At 56.6% G+C, this 17,116-nt stretch carries 12 protein-coding genes; 1 reads left to right on the top strand and 11 read right to left on the bottom strand.

Annotation, left to right across the window (positions count from 1 at the left end):
• Nucleotides 1-160: 160 nt before the first annotated feature.
• Complete coding sequence (locus ACP7E4_RS19335) at nucleotides 161-454, bottom strand: DUF3742 family protein (protein ID WP_426117060.1); 294 nt, start codon at nucleotides 452-454, stop codon at nucleotides 161-163.
• 193 nt (nucleotides 455-647) lie between these two features.
• Between ACP7E4_RS19335 and ACP7E4_RS19340 the strand changes: the two genes are divergently transcribed.
• On the top strand, nucleotides 648-1,037 hold the full coding sequence (locus ACP7E4_RS19340; RefSeq protein WP_426117062.1) for an SHOCT domain-containing protein: 390 nt from the start codon (nucleotides 648-650) through the stop codon (nucleotides 1,035-1,037).
• Between the two features lie 91 nt (nucleotides 1,038-1,128).
• Here the strand turns inward: ACP7E4_RS19340 and ACP7E4_RS19345 are convergent, their stop codons facing one another.
• The 10 genes from ACP7E4_RS19345 to ACP7E4_RS19390 form a co-directional block, all read right to left on the bottom strand.
• The gene (locus ACP7E4_RS19345; RefSeq protein WP_426117064.1) at nucleotides 1,129-1,773 is read right to left on the bottom strand and encodes a two component system response regulator; all 645 of its coding nucleotides are present in this window, start codon (nucleotides 1,771-1,773) and stop codon (nucleotides 1,129-1,131) included.
• A gap of 25 nt (nucleotides 1,774-1,798) precedes the next feature.
• Nucleotides 1,799-4,891, bottom strand: coding sequence for a response regulator (locus ACP7E4_RS19350; RefSeq protein WP_426117066.1), 3,093 nt, complete (start codon nucleotides 4,889-4,891; stop codon nucleotides 1,799-1,801).
• Between the two features lie 38 nt (nucleotides 4,892-4,929).
• A complete protein-coding gene (locus ACP7E4_RS19355; protein WP_426117068.1) occupies nucleotides 4,930-8,871 on the bottom strand; it encodes a type VI secretion protein IcmF/TssM N-terminal domain-containing protein in 3,942 nt (1,313 codons plus the stop codon).
• Complete coding sequence (locus ACP7E4_RS19360; RefSeq protein WP_426117070.1) at nucleotides 8,871-9,539, bottom strand: DotU family type IV/VI secretion system protein; 669 nt, start codon at nucleotides 9,537-9,539, stop codon at nucleotides 8,871-8,873. Before ACP7E4_RS19360 ends, ACP7E4_RS19355 begins: the two co-directional genes overlap by 1 nt.
• On the bottom strand, nucleotides 9,536-10,918 hold the full coding sequence (gene tssK / locus ACP7E4_RS19365) for a type VI secretion system baseplate subunit TssK (protein WP_426117072.1): 1,383 nt from the start codon (nucleotides 10,916-10,918) through the stop codon (nucleotides 9,536-9,538). The genes ACP7E4_RS19360 and tssK overlap by 4 nt, the downstream gene beginning before the upstream one ends.
• 63 nt (nucleotides 10,919-10,981) lie before the next feature.
• On the bottom strand, nucleotides 10,982-11,599 hold the full coding sequence (locus ACP7E4_RS19370; RefSeq protein WP_426117074.1) for a type VI secretion lipoprotein TssJ: 618 nt from the start codon (nucleotides 11,597-11,599) through the stop codon (nucleotides 10,982-10,984).
• Entirely contained in the window at nucleotides 11,596-12,003 is a 408-nt protein-coding gene (locus tag ACP7E4_RS19375) for a DUF4150 domain-containing protein (protein ID WP_426117076.1), read from the bottom strand. Before ACP7E4_RS19375 ends, ACP7E4_RS19370 begins: the two co-directional genes overlap by 4 nt.
• A gap of 10 nt (nucleotides 12,004-12,013) precedes the next feature.
• Nucleotides 12,014-12,661, bottom strand: coding sequence for a DUF3540 domain-containing protein (locus tag ACP7E4_RS19380; RefSeq protein WP_426117078.1), 648 nt, complete (start codon nucleotides 12,659-12,661; stop codon nucleotides 12,014-12,016).
• Between the two features lie 9 nt (nucleotides 12,662-12,670).
• Nucleotides 12,671-13,606: a pentapeptide repeat-containing protein gene (locus ACP7E4_RS19385; protein WP_426117080.1), complete on the bottom strand. Its 936-nt coding sequence runs from the start codon at nucleotides 13,604-13,606 to the stop codon at nucleotides 12,671-12,673.
• 38 nt (nucleotides 13,607-13,644) lie between these two features.
• A complete protein-coding gene (locus ACP7E4_RS19390) occupies nucleotides 13,645-17,085 on the bottom strand; it encodes a type VI secretion system Vgr family protein (protein WP_426117082.1) in 3,441 nt (1,146 codons plus the stop codon).
• Nucleotides 17,086-17,116 lie beyond the last annotated feature (31 nt).

The following is a 17,116-nucleotide window of genomic DNA, read 5'->3' on the forward strand; positions in this document are numbered from 1 at the left end:
CCAAGCTACAAAGATCAACGCAGAACCGAAAAACTACGCAACGTGGTGAACAGGTTCTGAAGTGACGGCCAACCTTGATGCCTTCCAGTCTGAAAATTTCAATTTTTTCAACAGGGTCGGTCGAAAGCAGTCGTGCGGGTCACCGAAAATGCTTGGCCACTCAACAGGTGGATAGAGCCAGAAAACACCCCACCTCCGCTGCCCCCACGGCAACCCAGACCGCCAAGGCAACCCAGAAGCCCAGATACAACCCCAGCGCGATCAGACCAAACCTCAAGATCAGAACAATCCACTGGTACAAAACAGGATTGATGCCTTTACCGATGAAACGCAGGTTCATGGCCCGCTCCAACCCAAGGTATCGGCGAAAGATCGAACCGAGTAAGTACCCTGCCCTGTGCGCTGTAGTCGGATTGTCAGTTGATTTGTCCATATTGGTTCTCCTCGACCCCATTTAACGGAAGTGGGCCACGTACAGAAAATCAAAGACGGAACCGAATTGAAATCGTACTTTTCCGAGTGATGCGTAGGAAAGATCCGAGAGCAATGAATTAGCTTCTGCAGCCCTGATTTAGCTTTAGGATCAGGATGGTCGTTACCACTATTATCCGCAGCAACACGGACGAATTTCTCAAAGGACTTTGCATATGTTTTGGCTCGCATTGATCGGGGTTATCACATTCATTTTTTGGAGCCGTTCGAAGAGGACGGTAGCAGCAGAGCAAGCGTATCGCCATTCGCTCCACCGACTGAGACATGATCCGCGCAATCAGGATCTTCGCCAGCAGGCATTAGGTTTGGGCCGTCAGTACGCCAACCTGCTCAGGGGCAGTAACGGTCATGCCCTTTTCGACGAGGTTGCTCTGATGACCGATATCAATGCCGCGTGCGCAGGTGCGATGGGCCAAGAGCAAAGCACCCACCCCACCGACAGCGTTGAGTTACGACTAGAGAAACTTCAGTCGCTCAGACAGTACGGGCTCATTGATGAGGCTGAGTACGCACAGCGTAGGAAGGAGATTCTAGGAGCTATTTAACCGAAGAAGAATCGAGATAGCTCATGGTGACCTGGAGCCGACGCTCAGAAGTGGCATCACCAGCGCCACAGCATGATTTCCTGATTGATGCCTAGTGATCCTCACCCTGCAAACCAAGCCGATAAGCCCACTGCACGATGTCCGCAGAGTTGTGGGCATCAAGTTTTTTCATCAAATTGAGCCGATGTGTTTCCACCGTTTTCAAGCTGATACACAGGATTTGCGCCACGTCACGGTTTCGCGAGCCTTCGGCAACCAGTTTGAGGACCTGCCGCTCGCGCTCGGTCAGGGTTATACCGCTCACCGCTTGGCCACTTCGCAGCGCGGCAACTTGCGCGGCATCAAGGCCTGAGTCTATGTAAATATCCCCGGCGCGTACTTGACTGATTGCGTTCAGGAGATCGTCACGACGACTTCGCTTGAGTACGTACCCCAGCGCTCCCGCTTCAAAAGCCAGGGCGGCGTTATGTTCGGAGACGTTGGAGGTCAGCGCGATGATCTTTATCTCGGGCCAACGCTTGCTGATCAGGGTAAGCGCCGAGACGCCATCAAGCAGTGGCATATTCAAGTCCATCAACACCAGGTTCGGCTGCACAGCGCGGCACATACTAATGGCTTGATGACCGTCCTGCGCCTCACCGACTATTTCCAACTCGCTTTCATCAGCAAGCAGAGCGCGCAAGCCCTCAAGAATCATGGCGTGATCATCGACTAGCAATAAACGGCATACAGGCATCTTCAGATCATCCGGAGCGTAGGGGTCAAGACTGACGGGCAGCGAGGGTCAAACAGTGCATTTCCAGCCGATGGAGCATCGCGCTGATGGTTGAGATGTCAGCGTCATGACAAGCCTGCTCCATCAATGCCGCGTCCTGCTCCATTGAAGTTTCGCCAAATTGTCCGGTGCTGCCCTTAAGGCTATGGGCGACACTGGCGGCCTCAGCATGATCGGCCGATCCAATCGCGCTCTTGAGTCGGGCCAGCAATGCCTGGCAATCCTCACTGAACAACCGCTGCAAACGGGGCGAGCGCAGCGGGTCATGGGGATCTGACGCCGGCGCTATGGCTGGCACCCTTGGTGCCGAAGGCGGCTCCGGCGCTCGCAGTTCCATGTTGCGCCCCAGCTGCCAGCCAATCACCGTAGTTATGGCATCAAACAACTGCATCGGAAGTACCGGTTTGGCGAGGTAGTGATTGGCACCTGCTTCGATGAAACGCTCGCGATCACCGCGCATGGCGTTGGCCGTCAGGGCGATCACGTAAACCTCGTCATCGAGTGCGCCGGACTGCCCGGAGCGCAGCACTCGGACGGCCTCCATTCCATCCATACGGGGCATCTGACCGTCCATCAGCACCGCGTCGAACACCTGCTGCCCAAGCATTTGCAACGCCTCGATACCATCGCATGCCAGGCTGACCCGATGACCGAAACGCTCGAGGAACAATTGGGTGATTTCCCGATTGGTGGCGATGTCGTCTACCACCAGAAAATCCAGGCTGTAGTCGTGTCGCTCAAGCGCTCGCAGGGGTGATGGCGCATCGTTGAGCGTCGGCGTAGCGCCGCTCTGCACCTGGCATAAGGTGCGATAGAAATGCTGACGACGAAGCGGCCTGACCACGCACGCAGCCAAGCCCCAGGCTTGCAGTTGAGCGGCATCGGGCAGAGACTCGACGTGAGATGCCATCAGTACGATACGCGCCGCGGCCAACTGCGCACTGGCGCGGCAGATGCCGGCGAATTCAATGCCATCAACCAAAGGCAGGCGCCAGTTGACCAATACCAGATCAAACATGACTCCCAGTTGCGCCTGCTCCTGCATCAACCGCAACGCGTCATCGGCATTTGAAGCGCCCTGGCACAGCATCTGCCAGTGGCCGAGCATGCCCATCAACGAGTCACGCTCTTCACTGTGTTCATCAATCACCAGTGTGCGCAGCCCCCACAGCCGGGAAGCGTCGACCACCCTGGCCGGTGATCGCGGCAACGGCAGCGTCAGGCTGAATGTTGAACCGACGTCCACCTGACTCTCCAACTCAATACTGCCGCCCATCAACCCGGCCAGACGCTGGCTGATGGACAGGCCCAGACCGGTTCCACCGAAATTTCGGGTAGTCGATGCGTCAGCCTGCAGAAAGGCTTCGAATACAGCATCCTGCGCAGAACCTGCGATGCCGATTCCGGTATCCACCACCTTGAATCCGAGCCGGTCGCCCTCCCCACACCAGACCTCCAGCCGAACAGCTCCCCTAGCGGTGAATTTCACGGCATTGCTCAAAAGATTGAGCAGAATCTGCCGAAGCCTCCAGGGATCACCCATCACCTGTTCCGGGACACTGGTGGCAATGTGGCAAATCATGCGCAAACCTTTTTCAGCAGCACGCGGTGCCAATAGTTCAATGACCTCCTCGACCACCTCGATCAAATCAAACTCGATCCGCTCAATGCTCAAGTTGCCGGATTCAATTTTGGAAAGGTCCAGAATGTCATTGATCAGCGCCAACAACGCTTCGGAGTTTTCCCGTATGGCGCCCACAAAATGCTGCTGCTGAGGGTTCAGTGGCGTATCGGCCAGCAGATGATTCATGCCGATCACCGCGTTCATCGGGGTACGGATCTCATGACTCATGTTGGCCAGGAACTGGCCTTTGAGTTGGCTGGCTTGCTCGGCCGATAGCCGGGCGACCTGCAACTCATTGGTCCGGACTTCGACCAGATCTTCCAGCCCCGCCTGCTGAGCTTCCAAGGCATCGAGCAGCGTGTTGTAGGCCCTGGCAAAACGCCCGAGCTCATCTTCACGGGTCACTGGCAGCCGACGCGACAGATCATCGCCATCGACGGTAAGCTCGACTTCATGGGCAAACAACGCCAAAGGACGTGCCAGCTCGCGCCGCAATACCAGCAGCAAGCCCAGTGTCAGCAGGACAAAGCCAATCAGCGCAAAAGGTACTTCGCTAAGAATCAGCCCCAAAGCGCCCGCCCGTAACTGCGCCTGCGGATAAAGCGTCAGCAGATACCAGTCCGGCTCACTCAGGTGGGCGACCACCATCGGCGAAGCGTCAAAAAACCCGATTCGAGGGAACCCGGATCCGGCCGGGAAACTGTCCAGCAGCTTCTTCAGATCGTCTTGAGAGACAGCACTCATCAGGTTTGCAGAGAGATCCGCAACCCTTCGTCCCTGGGCATCCAGCAACAGACTTGGGTAACCGCTCAATAGCTGTTCGATGCGGGTCAGCCGTTCATTGAGTTTGAGCTCATAACCGGTCATGAACAGCGGTTTGCCGGCGGCATCACGGGACACCACCGACACGCTGAGCAACTGCTGATCGAGCAATGCATCGTAATAAGGCCCTGACCAGACCACTTGCGGGCCATTGACTGGCAACTGGTCGAACAATGCGCGCAATTGAGCGGTACGGTTCTGCACAAACCCCGACGGAATATCAAGTTGCGTGGAGAACGCGGCCCCCGCATCAGGAAAATAGAAAAACGTATCCACGGTCATCGCCTGCCCCGCAGTGCCGAACGCTTCGGCTGCAGAGGCTGCACGCGCCAGCCTGTCAATCGCGACACGGTTGTCGACGTCGTCTGGCGAGGGTGGGTTAAGCACCCAATGCATGGTGCTGCGCTGGAAGATATTGCTGCCAAACTCGTTGGCCGCTCCACTTTCCCAGCGCGTCATCAGCCGCTTGGCCCCCTCTTGTGCGTCGCGAAAATCATCGTTATCGACACTGGAAAGCAAACGCATGCGCTGGCTCAGATCATTGAGGGCCTCGCTTTGCAGCTGCTCGAAGGTTCGCCAGGCGCTGAGCCCCGCGGCCACGCACCAGCTCAACGCCAGAACCAGCGCCAGCACACAGGTGATCCGCAGCGCGAGCGATCTTCGCCAACTCGTCATCGCACACCGACTTTGCCAGAAGCGGTGCTATCTAGCTTTGAATCGACCCCCATCTTGCGCGCAATCTCCCGTATCGCCCGTTGTGCAGCCGCATCGTCGCGCAGCGACACCACCAGCAAACGTTGCACTTTTTCACCTGTGGCTGTTTGTGCAGGTTCCCGTTGCGTAGCAAGCCCCAGCGTGCGCAATTGAGCCGCCAGGTTTCTCATCCGCGTTTCGTTGTCGTAGACACCCAGGTCCAGACGCAACCCTTCGCCGGCTGCCAAGCCGGTATCCACTGGCCGAGGTGTCCAACACCAGGCGATCTGTGTAGGTGGTTGAATGTTGGCGACACCCTGCTGAGCCGGCGAACCAAGCGCCGAAAGGCTCACGTTCAGGGCAGCGGCCTGAGCCTCCATCGCCGTGAGTTGCTCGGCAATGCTTTTCAGGCGCTCATCCAGGACAGCGACCTGCACCTGCAGCTCATCGGCTTTGGCGTACTTCTCAAGCAGCACCTGTTCACCTTCCTGGCGATACGTCAGCTGGATGCCAATCAGGTTTTCGCTGCCCATCAAATTACGCTGGCTCGGAAAATCGGCAGCCGTGAAGGTGTGTTGCCCGCCGTTGAACAATCGCAGGAAATCGACGAAAGCGCGGTCGCCGGTCCAGTGTCGGGTCAGCTTGAAGTTGGCGAAGCTGATCTCCAGTGAAACATCCGCACAGGCCCCTGGCGCCCAGACGAAACTGGCGCTGGTCGGGAAGTTGAAGTTGTCCAGGACCGTGGAGCGGCCACTGCATTGCAGCGTCAGGCGCGTTTGCTGAGGCAAAGAACGAGCACTGATGTTGACCTGGGAGGGCGAGGCCGAAAGCTCCACCACCGCAGCAGTAGCCTGCAGCGTTGCAATGCTTTGCTTGAGCTCAGCCCGTTGCGTCGTCAGGGTTTTCTGCTCGGCGTCCAGCGCCTGCTTGCTTTGCTGCTCAGTCGCTTGCTGGGTCTGACTTTGTCGTTGCGCGCTGACCAGATCGTTCTGCGCGTGCTGCATGCGACTGACATAGGCATAGAAAGCCCCGGTCAACGGGATCTGAACGCCCAGAGATTCACGCCCGCTGTAGCGCTGCGCATCGCGCTGCACAAAAGTTTTTACCGGCCCGTTCATAAAGGCGGGCAGTTGGCCGCGGTCTCCGTACAGCAACTCGTTGAGCATCACCGGATCGCGCACACCCTGGATTGAACTGAGCAACTGCCCACTCCAGTCGCTTTGCAGACGGCAGGCGGCCACTTCAGCAACATAATGCGAAGAGAAATCCAATTGCCCGGTCACTAGTGACCAGACCACATCTTCACGCGGATCTGGTCCTTTGAGCGCCTGGATCAACGCAGTCCGAATGCTGTCGGCTTCCCAGAGCGGCGCCGCTTTGACTGCCGGGTCGGCACCAAAGCCCCAGGTGTCGAGTGCAACCTGAAATGCCTGGGCGTCATTTTTCTGCAGATCGCCAATCACCCCTTTCATGAGCTGCCCAAACCGGGCCAACGCACGGGTCTGCGTCAACTCATCGCGCAGACCACTGACACCGCTCTCGATTGATCCGCCATTGACCATGCCTTTGAGCACATCACCGCCCAAGGCATTGGTCACCTTGAAATTGGCCAGCACGCCGGACTCGGTGTGCAGATCATTATTGGCCGCCAGCTTGAGTAGACGATCCATCGCCACTGCACGACTGGCCCATGGCGCCCGGTGCTCAACCGGAATCAACTCAAAACGCGCAGCACTGCGATGCAACAGCCTTAAAAATGGGTCGTTGGAGGTACCAACCACACTGAGCGTCTGCTGCCAGTCACTGCGGGTTTTCAGACGCGTCTGCGCACTGAGCAAGCTGCCCTGAATGAATCGATACCAAGCGTCCTGAGTATCACTCTGGTACTGCTCCAGAAACTTTACCCGCTGCGCCTTCCACAATGTCTGGTCACGGCTGGCAAGGCCCAGTTCATCAATGAAGCCCAGGATTGCGCTGTGTCCTTGTGCGGTGTAGGCGCCGGACAGGCTCAGGTTTGGGTTATCGGTGTCGGTCCAGTATTCGCGGAGGAGAATGGGAGGCAAGTTGCCCTGTTGCTCAGCCCATGCCGTCAGCCAGCCCAGCGGCCGGTTTTCCAGCCCCATGCTATCGAGCTGCGACAGCAGTCCTGCACGTTGGCTCTGCATGCGGGACATGTCGGTGTCCCATTCCAGATAGGAGCGGTAACTGGCGCCAACCGTTGCCATCTGACCTGCGCTGATCGTCTCCCTTGAACCGTATATCTGGTTCAAGATGGCCAGTTCAGTGCCTGGCAATGGAAGACTGTCCATAGCGTGATCGTTCAGACGCGCGTCCAACAGGTTAATGCGGCGTACCAGAAACTCTGCATAGGCTGCAATCAAGCGCGGATCACCACTGTTAAGCGCATGGTTAAGGTTCTGCGAGATGAAGCCATCAAACACGGGCCCACGCACTTCGCTGTCAAACAACCTCACGTAATCGGCGCGATACTGTTGCACCAGCTCATCGATGTTCCGCGAAAACGGTAGCAAGCTGCGCCAGCCATTCTGTTGATCCTCAGACAGGTTAATCAATGCCTGACGAAAGCGGCGCAGGGCATCCAGATCTGTTTCCAGACCACCGGCAAAGTCTGCAGGCGCAGGAGGATTGTTAAGCGCTTCGGTCAGGACGGACTGGGTATGACGATCGGCATAAATCATTAGAACGCCGAACGCGCAACAAAGCGCCAGCCAGGTAATAACTGCGGCATGAACAAGCAATCTGCGCCAACGCCGCCAGCTGTCTATCGGACGATACGCATCGCGCTGCGAAGGCAACAATTGATCCAGCAGTTCATGGCTGAACCAGCCTTCATTCTGGGCAGTACTTCCCTGCCCCTGAGCGGTAAGGAACAGCCCACCTAATAGCGGTGGCTCGCTGTAGGGATTGGCAGAAAACGCGGGCAGCAGCAGTTTTTCAAGACGCGGGCGCAGCGCCCCAATGCGTTCCGGCAGAAAGAAGCCGTCAGCATCGGGCAGACCACGAACACCCAGTTCAATGCGCAGGTCAAACAGGCGGCGACTGATACCGAGAAACATTTCGTCGAGAAAATGGGTCGCCGTGCCATTGTGGTTGCTGCTCAGCAAACCGAACGGCTGCTCACGCTGGGCAGAGGTCAAGGCCAGACTCCATCGCTCGAAACCCGGTAAGTTTTCAGAGCCTGTGAGGACCAGGTAGACCGGGAGTCGCGCACCGAAAATCTTGACCAGATCATCCAGGCGACGGCGCAAATCCTGCCCCCGCTCGGCCAGACGCGCGTCGGAATCGCCGAGCAGATGCGCCGTGTCAATTACCAGCACCAGACCATTGAGCGGCTCACGGCGCCTCGAACGCAGTAACCAGTACAACAGGCGCCGCCACTCCGGACCGGCATCACTGTTGCCTTGCGCCAGACGGCCCGCGGGGTCCAGCATTACGCTTCGCTCAAAAAACCACCAGTCCAGTGTCCCGGTGGGTGCCTGTTGCTTGCCCTGATGATGGGGGCCTAGCGCCGACGTCAGGCCGCTATGGTGCAACAGGCTGCTTTTGCCACTACCGCTTTCGCCCAGCATCAAGAACCAGGGCAAGGCATACAGCGGTTTGCCGATGCGGCCCAACCGCGAGCCGCGTAACAACGCGATCCCGGCTTTCCAGTCCTGATCCAGATTGACAGCCTCGTCACGACCTTGAGGCAAGTCGATTTTCATGCGCGCGTGCAGGCGCCACGCATACCAGCGACGGCCGACCCAACGCGCAGCCAGAGCCGCCACAATGACGCCGATGAAGATGACGGGCACATACCACAGTGGCCAGTCCTCATAGAGGGACAGCGCCCAGATCCCTAGCGCCAAGACCGCCAGAGCCAGCACCCACAGCACAAATGCTCCTGTTTTCTTCAACATCAGCGTACCTCCAGAATGGCGCTGACTTGTCTCGCCAGGGAGAGATCAAGGCTGATGTACATCACGCAGAGGACAAACAGCGGAACACCCACCAGCAGCGCCAGTGAAGCGCCGGGCAAGCTGCGCCGAACCATGCGACCGCGCCTGGAAGTCGTTCCCTGAGGTTGCTCGAACAAGTAACTGGCCGCATCCAGCGGCACCATTTTGTTATCCAGAATGATCCGTTCCAGACATAACCGTCGATATTGGTCCAGCTCGCCCTTGGGACGAATGGAGTAACGCCCTTCAAAACCACTGAGCAATGCCAGACCAAAGACTTCTCTAGCCCCCACGGCAGCCTCGGGCAACGCTTCGAGCCGCTGGAAAAACTCAACGCCGGCACGACTGGTTGAAAAATAGTGCCGCTGCAGGGGCGCACGCCGCCAGTTCGCCGAACCCGGCCACTCCTGGGACATCGCCATTTCATCAATCCAGGCCACTACCGCAAATAACGCTTCACGCACTTCAGCCTCGACAAAGTTCAGCTCGCGGGCGCGATTGGCAGCGGCGTCAACGTGCGCGATCAGTTGAGGCGAGAGGGTTTCCCAGGATTGAGCAGGATCGGCGACCCCGACCCTGGCTGCTTCGAAGACCGGCATCCAGCAGTCAGCCAGGCGAATATTCATCATGTACGCACCACTACCAGATCAATAATCAAGTCAGCCGGCGGTTGAGGCAGGAAAAACGCCGCCTGACATTCACGTTGCAATAGGTCCCAGCCATCGCTGAGCGTTTCCAGGCGAAAGTACAACGCCCCCGCGACCCGTGGCAGGCCTTGGGGTGGCACTTGCAGATAGATGAGTTCGACGCCGGGAAGCGCTCGATTGATCAGCCCTTCCATGGCACTGATGGCACCCAGCTTGCCGTCCAGCGGCAGGCTTTCCGCCAGCCATACCGGGTCGACCGTACTGCGCGCCACCAGGAAGTAACGATGCCGCGGACCAAAGAATGCCTCCGGCAAATCGGCCTGGTGGAACCCTTCACTGAGCGCCAAGCGCACCAGCAGCTCCGAGCCAATACTGATTTCATTCAATTGCTGCCCGATCAACGCCACCAGCGCGATGCTTGCCGCACCGGCCTCCTCGTGCTTGTAAGGCGGCACGAGCTGCCGTCCGTCTACGGCTTCACCCAGCATGTCGCAGACATCGGAAAACAGGCTCAACTCCCCCACCAGTTGGCGCAACGTGCCGTATAGCTGCCAAGGCGAGATCTGTGGGGTTTCGAGCATGTGGGTCAATAACGGGCCGTATCGATTAAGCACCGCCAGGGCCATCATATGGTTGACCTGAGCACCATCGACATCGCCGCGCCGGGACTCTCCTGGCTGCTTGTAAACCGACAACTGTCGAGCACGCCCGACCAGTTCATCACGCACTTCACGCAAGGTTTGCAGCAGCATCGGTGATGCGGCGAGGTTCACGGATGGCGGCACGTAGCGCTGAATTGGGCGCACACGGTCGCCATCCAGATCGAGACGCGCAATCGGCATCAGCTCATAAGCACTCAAATGCTCCAGCTCGTCTTCCCAGAACAGGCGCAGCACGTAGGACATCGAACGAACCCGGGCTTCCGGGGAATTGCCGAGGCGATCACCAATCACCTCGGGATCGGCGGCGACAGCGAAACGCGCTTCTGCCCGGCTCCCTTCGGCCAGCGTCTCGAATACCTGGGCATTGGCATCCCCCGGCAACAAGCGACGCAGACCGACAAACAGCGTGCGCCCACCACTGAACGCCCCCAGATCCAGGGTGCGAGACTCAAGCACTGCGTTACCGGGGTATTCAGCCAGCGTGCCTTCGGGGAAACGCACCGATAATTGATCCAGCAGGCACTGTTTGGCCACCAGCGCGGGCTCGTTGATGCTCAACGAAATCAAGCCCCACGGGTAAGGATGGTTCAGCTCCGTCGTTCGCGTCAGGCGATACTCGATACGGGCATCGTTCTGCTGAAAATGCTGAGGCTGGAGGAACAAGCCCTGGTGCCAATACAACAACTGATCGATATTCATAGGGCTCGCGTTCAGGCAAAAGATGAGTAAGTGGGATGAGAGGAGATCAAGGCTGAAAGAGCACTAATTCTGGGGCCCTGGCAGGCGCACTTCGCCCTCCCTGGGTTGCACGGGTTTGGGCAGCGCAAGACGACTTTCCTTGCCGCGCAGCAGTGCATCCGGGCCGGCCAGCAAATCAATGGCAATGGGTCGCGGCGTTGCGCTCCATACCTTGCTGAACCAGCCGCTGGAGGTCACATCGACGCCGATCTGATACAGCCTCGCGCTGCGCGCCGGATCCAGATGCGCGTAACCGGCCGCGATACCGACCATCTTCGCGCCCTCCAGGCGCGGCAGGCTCACCTGCTGGCTTTGCCCAGGCTCTATGAACAATCGCGTAAGACTGATCATCCCGGTGGGTGCGCTGTTCATCATTAAGAGGCTGCTCAACTGCTGAGGACTGCCGGTATAGGCCGAAAACGCGCTGATCTGATCAAACTGGGTAACGACCACCATCAGGTTGTGAGCCTGGCCGTCGTACTGATTGAGGTCCGTGTCTGCGGTAAACGTCAGTTCGATGGCGTTCTCGGCATAGTCCCATTTCAATTCGCTGAGGGCTTTCTGCTCAGGCGTCAGCTCCTGGGTGCTGCACGCGGTCAGCAACATCAAAGTGATTGCGAGGTAGCCGATACGAAGGTTCATTCCATCACCTCGACGGATTGCTGGCTGCCCACATTAAAAACGCCGATGGTGTTGTTCGGCGTCCCGTTCTGCAGGGTCTGACTGCTGACCATGACAGCGGGTTTGCCGCCGACCATGACCTTGGTACTGCCATTACTGAACGCCATTTCTCCCATCACCACCCCACTGATGACACCGCCCTGAGCACCGGCCTCATCACCCTCACTCTGCAGAACCTTGCTCATCTGATTCATCGCTGGCATATCCGCCACCAGCACGTCATTCACCAGTCCACCTGGATCCGCCATGCTGGTGTCCACCGTGTTGGGATAAGGCATGGGCACTGGCCCTGCCGGGGTGGCTGTATTGCACAGATCGGGTTGCGAAGACGTCGCCTTGGCACCACAGTTATTGAGCATGAACATTGAACTCTCCTTAACCCAGCTTGATGCGCTTGGCATCGATGGCCACAGCCACATCGGCAAACAGGTCCAGGGTTTCGCCCCGCACACTCCAGTCCCCCTCAACACGCTGACGCAACGAGCCTGCATGGCAATCTTCGTGACCTCGCACCCAGCGCACGCTATCGCCATACTGCGCGTCGTGTCGGGTTACCCGCTGGCGCAGGTTTTCAGCGTCTTCGTTAAGCTCCCGCCATTGACTGTCGCACCGGCCCCCGGCGATGTTCAGGGTGCTGACCTCCAGCCCGGCGTCACCCAGGGTGATGGCGCTGTTTTCGGCATGCACCTTGAGGGAATGGCCTGCGTCCAGAACGAGCCCGTCCCGGGTCTCGATACTCAAGGCGCCGGCCGCTATGTTCAGACGTAAATCCCCCGGCACACGCAGTTCGCTGGCAAGGGTGTTGCTGCGTTCGAGAACCGTGAGGATGTAACCCTGGTCGCCCGAGAGGGAAATCAACACGCGATCCCCCACACAGGGTTGCAACAAACAACCCAGCGCGGGCTTGAGCCAGTAACGATGGCCTTCAGCGCTGACCACACCAAAACGCTCACCCTGGACGGCGTTGATTTGCGCATGGCGCAAGGTGGCAGGCTGGTCTTGAGACTGCAGAGCTTCAAGCATGGGAAACACCTATAAAGTGGGTTGCCAGCGTTGCGCCGCGAGGCGCTCGCTGTCTTCGGGACGGATACAGTCGCGGTTGGCCTCTCGCCAGTCGCAACCTTGCAGTTCAGCGCCGTCAAAGCTCGCACCCGAGACGTTGGCGCCTGTAAAGGAGGCCTGCGCGGCCTGCACCCCGTTGCACTGGGCGTAGTGAAGAGAGGCACCGGCGAACACGGCACGTGTCACATCTGCATCAGTGAAGTTGGCCCGTTGCAGATCGGCGGTAGAGAAATCTGCATCACGAAAAGACACGTGGCTGAAAATCCCCCGACGCAACTGCGCTCCGGTAAAGCGGATGCGTTCGGCGGTGCAACGGTAGAAAGAGCTTGAATCCGCACAGCACCCGCTGAAGTCCACGTCTTGAAATGTCGACTCGTTAAAGGCGCTCTGCTGCAGACTGGCTTGGGTAAAGCGCGCCCTCTCGAAGCGACAGTGGGTCATCCGTACCTGCTTGAAGCTCACGCCTTGAGCCTCCAGATCGTGAAAGGTGCAGTCGTCCCACTGACAACGTTCAATACTGCCTGCGGCCAACATCAGCTCATCAAAGACACCGCTGATGAACGCAACGCCTTTGAGCCCAGTCTGACTGAAGTCCAGCGCTGCACCGCCACTGCGCAACCAACGGCCACCCGTCAGTTCAGCCCCGGCAAACTTCGCCCGGTCGAGAGTGCAATTGATCAACGTCATGGAGTCGATCCCACAACCACTGAAGTCTGCATCGCTCAGCTGGCAATCACGCCAATGGCTGTCGCTCAGGTTCGCGCCACTGAACAGCGCGCCCCTGGCATCCACTCGCTCAAAGCGTGCTTCGGAGAAGTCCAGACCACGGTAATCTCCACTGGCAAGCTTCAGATCACGTAACGGTACCGATTCGCCAAGGCGTTTGCGCAATGTGTCAGCGCTCATCAACTCAGTCGTTGATTGATTAGAATCCGTCATCATGGTCAGTCCATCCAATTAACAACATCGTCAGTCACCTTGCCTTTCGGCGAGGTGCTGAATAGGCTGTCGGCAAATGCGATCAGTGCACGGGCCATGGCAACTTTGTGACTGAGCGACTGGACCGTCGCTTGCGCTCTATAGACAACGGTCGCCATGACTTCCGGTGGCTTGGCGGTACTCCCCAGGCTGCCAGCCTTGGTATTCAACACAATGCCTTCACCCTGCATGGCTTTATTGGCGCTCCATACGGCCCAGTGCATGGCTTTGCCCGAAAAACTACGGGTATCAACGAAGGTGGTATTTTTCGAACTCTTGATATTTTCAACACCCTCATCGTAGATACCCTTTACGTCAGGAACATCGGGAACAGCGAGGCTGCCTGTCTTCGATCTTATATCTGAACACTTAATGTCCCCGGTATGAAATTTGCCACTGCTTAATGCTTGTTGAATATCTGCGCGCCCTTCTACAAGAAGGTCATTCTTCACCAGAAGACTGCCATTGACCGCCACGTCACCTTTCAACAAGATAGGGGCGCCGACAGATTCAATCATCACGCCTTTGTCACTCATTATTATCTTGTGGTTATGGCCTTTTATTTCTGTCACCAATAACCCGTTGAGGCTATAGCACTCGGTAGTAATGCCGACCCGGGAGGCATCGACAGACTGTACGACGGCGGTGATCGAGTGGCTCGTCGTCTTGATGACGTGCGCGGTAGACTCCTCCTTTCGATACGTATCATACGTATAAGTACCGGTTCCGATATTCACTTCAGCTTTTTCGCCCCGGTAGTTGTAGGCGAGGGTCGAGGCGAAGTCATTCAGTTCTTCTTTACGACTGCCGTAATTCGCGGCGGTCTGAACGGAAGCATTATTAACCTGGATGGAAAAGGTTTCTTTTACACTGGGTGGAGCTAAGGGCTTTGAGCGGCCAAATAAATCCAACGCCGCCACGACAGGGGAAAAGAGCGCTGCGCCGACAACGGAGCCAAGAAGGGCCACGGCCGAAAGAAGGCTGAGATTCGCGTTCAAGGTTTTCTTGACAGTTTTTCGCTCATAACCATCGGTCATTACGCCATTGGAGTTGACCGGCTCTGGCACCGCCCAAGGAATGCCTCCCCATTTTGCAGTCAGATTTTCTTCTGCCACTTTGCCGCGTGACTCGACAAAGTCTGGCCTGCTGACATCACCCTGATTATCAGCGGATGTCAAAAGCTGATTATATTGGGCAGCCGATCGCTCAAAGAATGGCGTGGTCGCCAGGCTCAACTGGGTATCAGCCCCGACACTGAACCCATAAATATTGGGGACAAAGTGCTTGAGAGAGCTTGATGAAATCTGTAAATGATCAGCAGTACGCAAGTAAGCACCATTGATCTCACCATTACCCAGCGTCAGCGATGACTGACCGGCTGGTGTTCCGATTTTCAGTAACCGTGTCTCGGGAGTTCCAGTCGAATTGGAAGTGGTTGTAACATTCGCAGTCTGGGTAGGGTCAATAGGGGCATTATCATCCACTGCAAAGAAATGCCCGCCCGGGGTTGAAAAACCACTCTGGGTCTTATTCGCATCGACCACTTTATTGAGATTCACTTCATTGGGAACACTGCCAATGATAATCGGTCGGTCGGGATCGCCACCCAGAAACGCCACCAATACTTCAGCACCTGGCAGCAAGGGAAAATTCATCCCGTGTTCCAACCCACTCGACAGAGTAGCCATGCGAACAAAGGCCGAGCAACGGGTCGCCGACTTATCGTGACGAACGAAGGGAAACCGTAACTTGTAACGACCATTGTTATCGAGATAGGGCGTAGACACTGCTTTAAGGTCGAGTGCCATAGCGGCTGTGCCGGAGTCCTTTTTCATCATTGCTTCGTTGGCAGTAGTGAATGCTTTTTGTGCTGTGCTCAGCGTCTCCTTTGCCTTATTCAACTGATCAATGGCAGCAGTATTGGCAGCAATTGCATTGGTTTGAGCCTGCCTGGGCGTTATCTGGTTTTCAGAAGATGAAGCGCGATCCTTATTCACACCAATAATATTCATCTTGGCGTTGGCTTTTTCCATCGCAGCAGTAGCCGCAATAACCTCGTGATTTCGGAGTGAGAACTCAGTTTCCGCGTCGTGAAGCTTATTTAGTTCGTCCCCAATGGCGGCGGTCTCTGTCTTGTATTTTTTATATTCATCTGAAATTTTCGCATCATTTATGGTTTGACCAGTCTCATTCTCGGCATCAACAAATGCACTCAGAGGCGCGCCCATATAGGGGCGCGGCGTACTGCACAGCGGTCTGTACTGAATGCCCAAAGGGAGAGCAATAAAGGTTGTATCAATGTCCCCACTGCCCTTTTTCCCATCGTCACCCTTGGGTAATGGCTGGCTGCCTGTGTGTTTGACCTCCAGCAGGTAATAGGTGGCCGCTTTATCATTGGCAGGAGCAGTGCTATCCACCTGATGACCGCTGGCGTCAGTTATGACAAGTTTTATATACCCTCCCGCTCGCAGACGGGTCATACGTCCCTTGCCATGAAACTCTATGGCTCTGCCGTTAAGTGCTTCAGCCCTTAACAGTGCCAAGGCATCACCCTCAACGGTGGTTTTATAATGCTCGCCGTAATTAATATACGTTGATTTTTTAGTGCTGTTTTGTGCAGAGTCCCCAGAAAGGGTTGCCATACCCGTCACGATATTGGCCGAAAAGTCTTGTAGCGCAACACGCTTCACGGGGCTAATGACGCGTTTTTTAAAACGCTGCAACACTGAAGTAGTCGAAGCATTTAGAGTACTGGGTGTCGTGCAGTAAGATACGGGTACCGCCTCCGCAGTCGACTGCCTGGCTTTGTCATTACAAAAGACGAGCAGCTCCCGATCTTCTTTTTGCTCAAAATAATAATAGACGCCAGCCTGTTCTAGACGACGGGAAAGAAAGTCAAAACTTGACTCTTCAAATTGGCAAATAAAAGGTTTTTCCTGAATCGTGACCCCGTCGGTCAAGTTGATTAGAAAGTCGTCGCCAGCAGCGATCAATTCGCGCGAACTTGCCTGCTTCAATGCCAAGTCCTTGAGCACATCAGCGATCAGCGCATCCAGCTTATGATCAAGCCAGATATCGGAGAAATGAAATTGCTTGAGCATTACCAGCGTGGGTTCAAGCACCACGTGATAATAGTAATAGTTGTTATCGCGGTCCAATTGCTCAATTTCCGTGACAACACCATGGTAGTGACTGGTCGGCGCATCAGCGCTATCCCTCAACGTTAATGTCGCACGCTGGGTCAACAGGTTTTCATAGTTATCCAGGCTGGCTTCACAGGCCAGTCGAACCTCGAAGCGATAAGGTTTCGATAAGGCTTCTTCACCCACCCAGTCCACAACTAGCCACTTAGCCCCAGGCTTCGCCGTGCTATTAAAACTGCAGAGCCCCTCATCAGTCGTCGACATGAGACGCTCCCCGTTGGTATTCGTGACAACC

Source organism: Pseudomonas sp. DSP3-2-3 (assembly GCF_049898225.1).
In the GTDB taxonomy this organism is placed as follows: Bacteria; Pseudomonadota; Gammaproteobacteria; order Pseudomonadales; family Pseudomonadaceae; genus Aquipseudomonas.

Coding starts and splice junctions, on each gene's coding strand:
- ACP7E4_RS19380 (WP_426117078.1), bottom strand. CDS start 12,661: ATGCTTGAAGCTCTGCAGTCTCAAGACCAGCCTGCCACCTTGCGCCAT.
- ACP7E4_RS19390 (WP_426117082.1), bottom strand. CDS start 17,085: ATGTCGACGACTGATGAGGGGCTCTGCAGTTTTAATAGCACGGCGAAG.
- ACP7E4_RS19370 (WP_426117074.1), bottom strand. CDS start 11,599: ATGAACCTTCGTATCGGCTACCTCGCAATCACTTTGATGTTGCTGACC.
- ACP7E4_RS19355 (WP_426117068.1), bottom strand. CDS start 8,871: ATGTTGAAGAAAACAGGAGCATTTGTGCTGTGGGTGCTGGCTCTGGCG.
- tssK (WP_426117072.1), bottom strand. CDS start 10,918: ATGAATATCGATCAGTTGTTGTATTGGCACCAGGGCTTGTTCCTCCAG.
- ACP7E4_RS19340 (WP_426117062.1), top strand. CDS start 648: ATGTTTTGGCTCGCATTGATCGGGGTTATCACATTCATTTTTTGGAGC.
- ACP7E4_RS19360 (WP_426117070.1), bottom strand. CDS start 9,539: ATGATGAATATTCGCCTGGCTGACTGCTGGATGCCGGTCTTCGAAGCA.
- ACP7E4_RS19375 (WP_426117076.1), bottom strand. CDS start 12,003: ATGTTCATGCTCAATAACTGTGGTGCCAAGGCGACGTCTTCGCAACCC.
- ACP7E4_RS19385 (WP_426117080.1), bottom strand. CDS start 13,606: ATGAGCGCTGACACATTGCGCAAACGCCTTGGCGAATCGGTACCGTTA.
- ACP7E4_RS19335 (WP_426117060.1), bottom strand. CDS start 454: ATGGGGTCGAGGAGAACCAATATGGACAAATCAACTGACAATCCGACT.
- ACP7E4_RS19345 (WP_426117064.1), bottom strand. CDS start 1,773: ATGCCTGTATGCCGTTTATTGCTAGTCGATGATCACGCCATGATTCTT.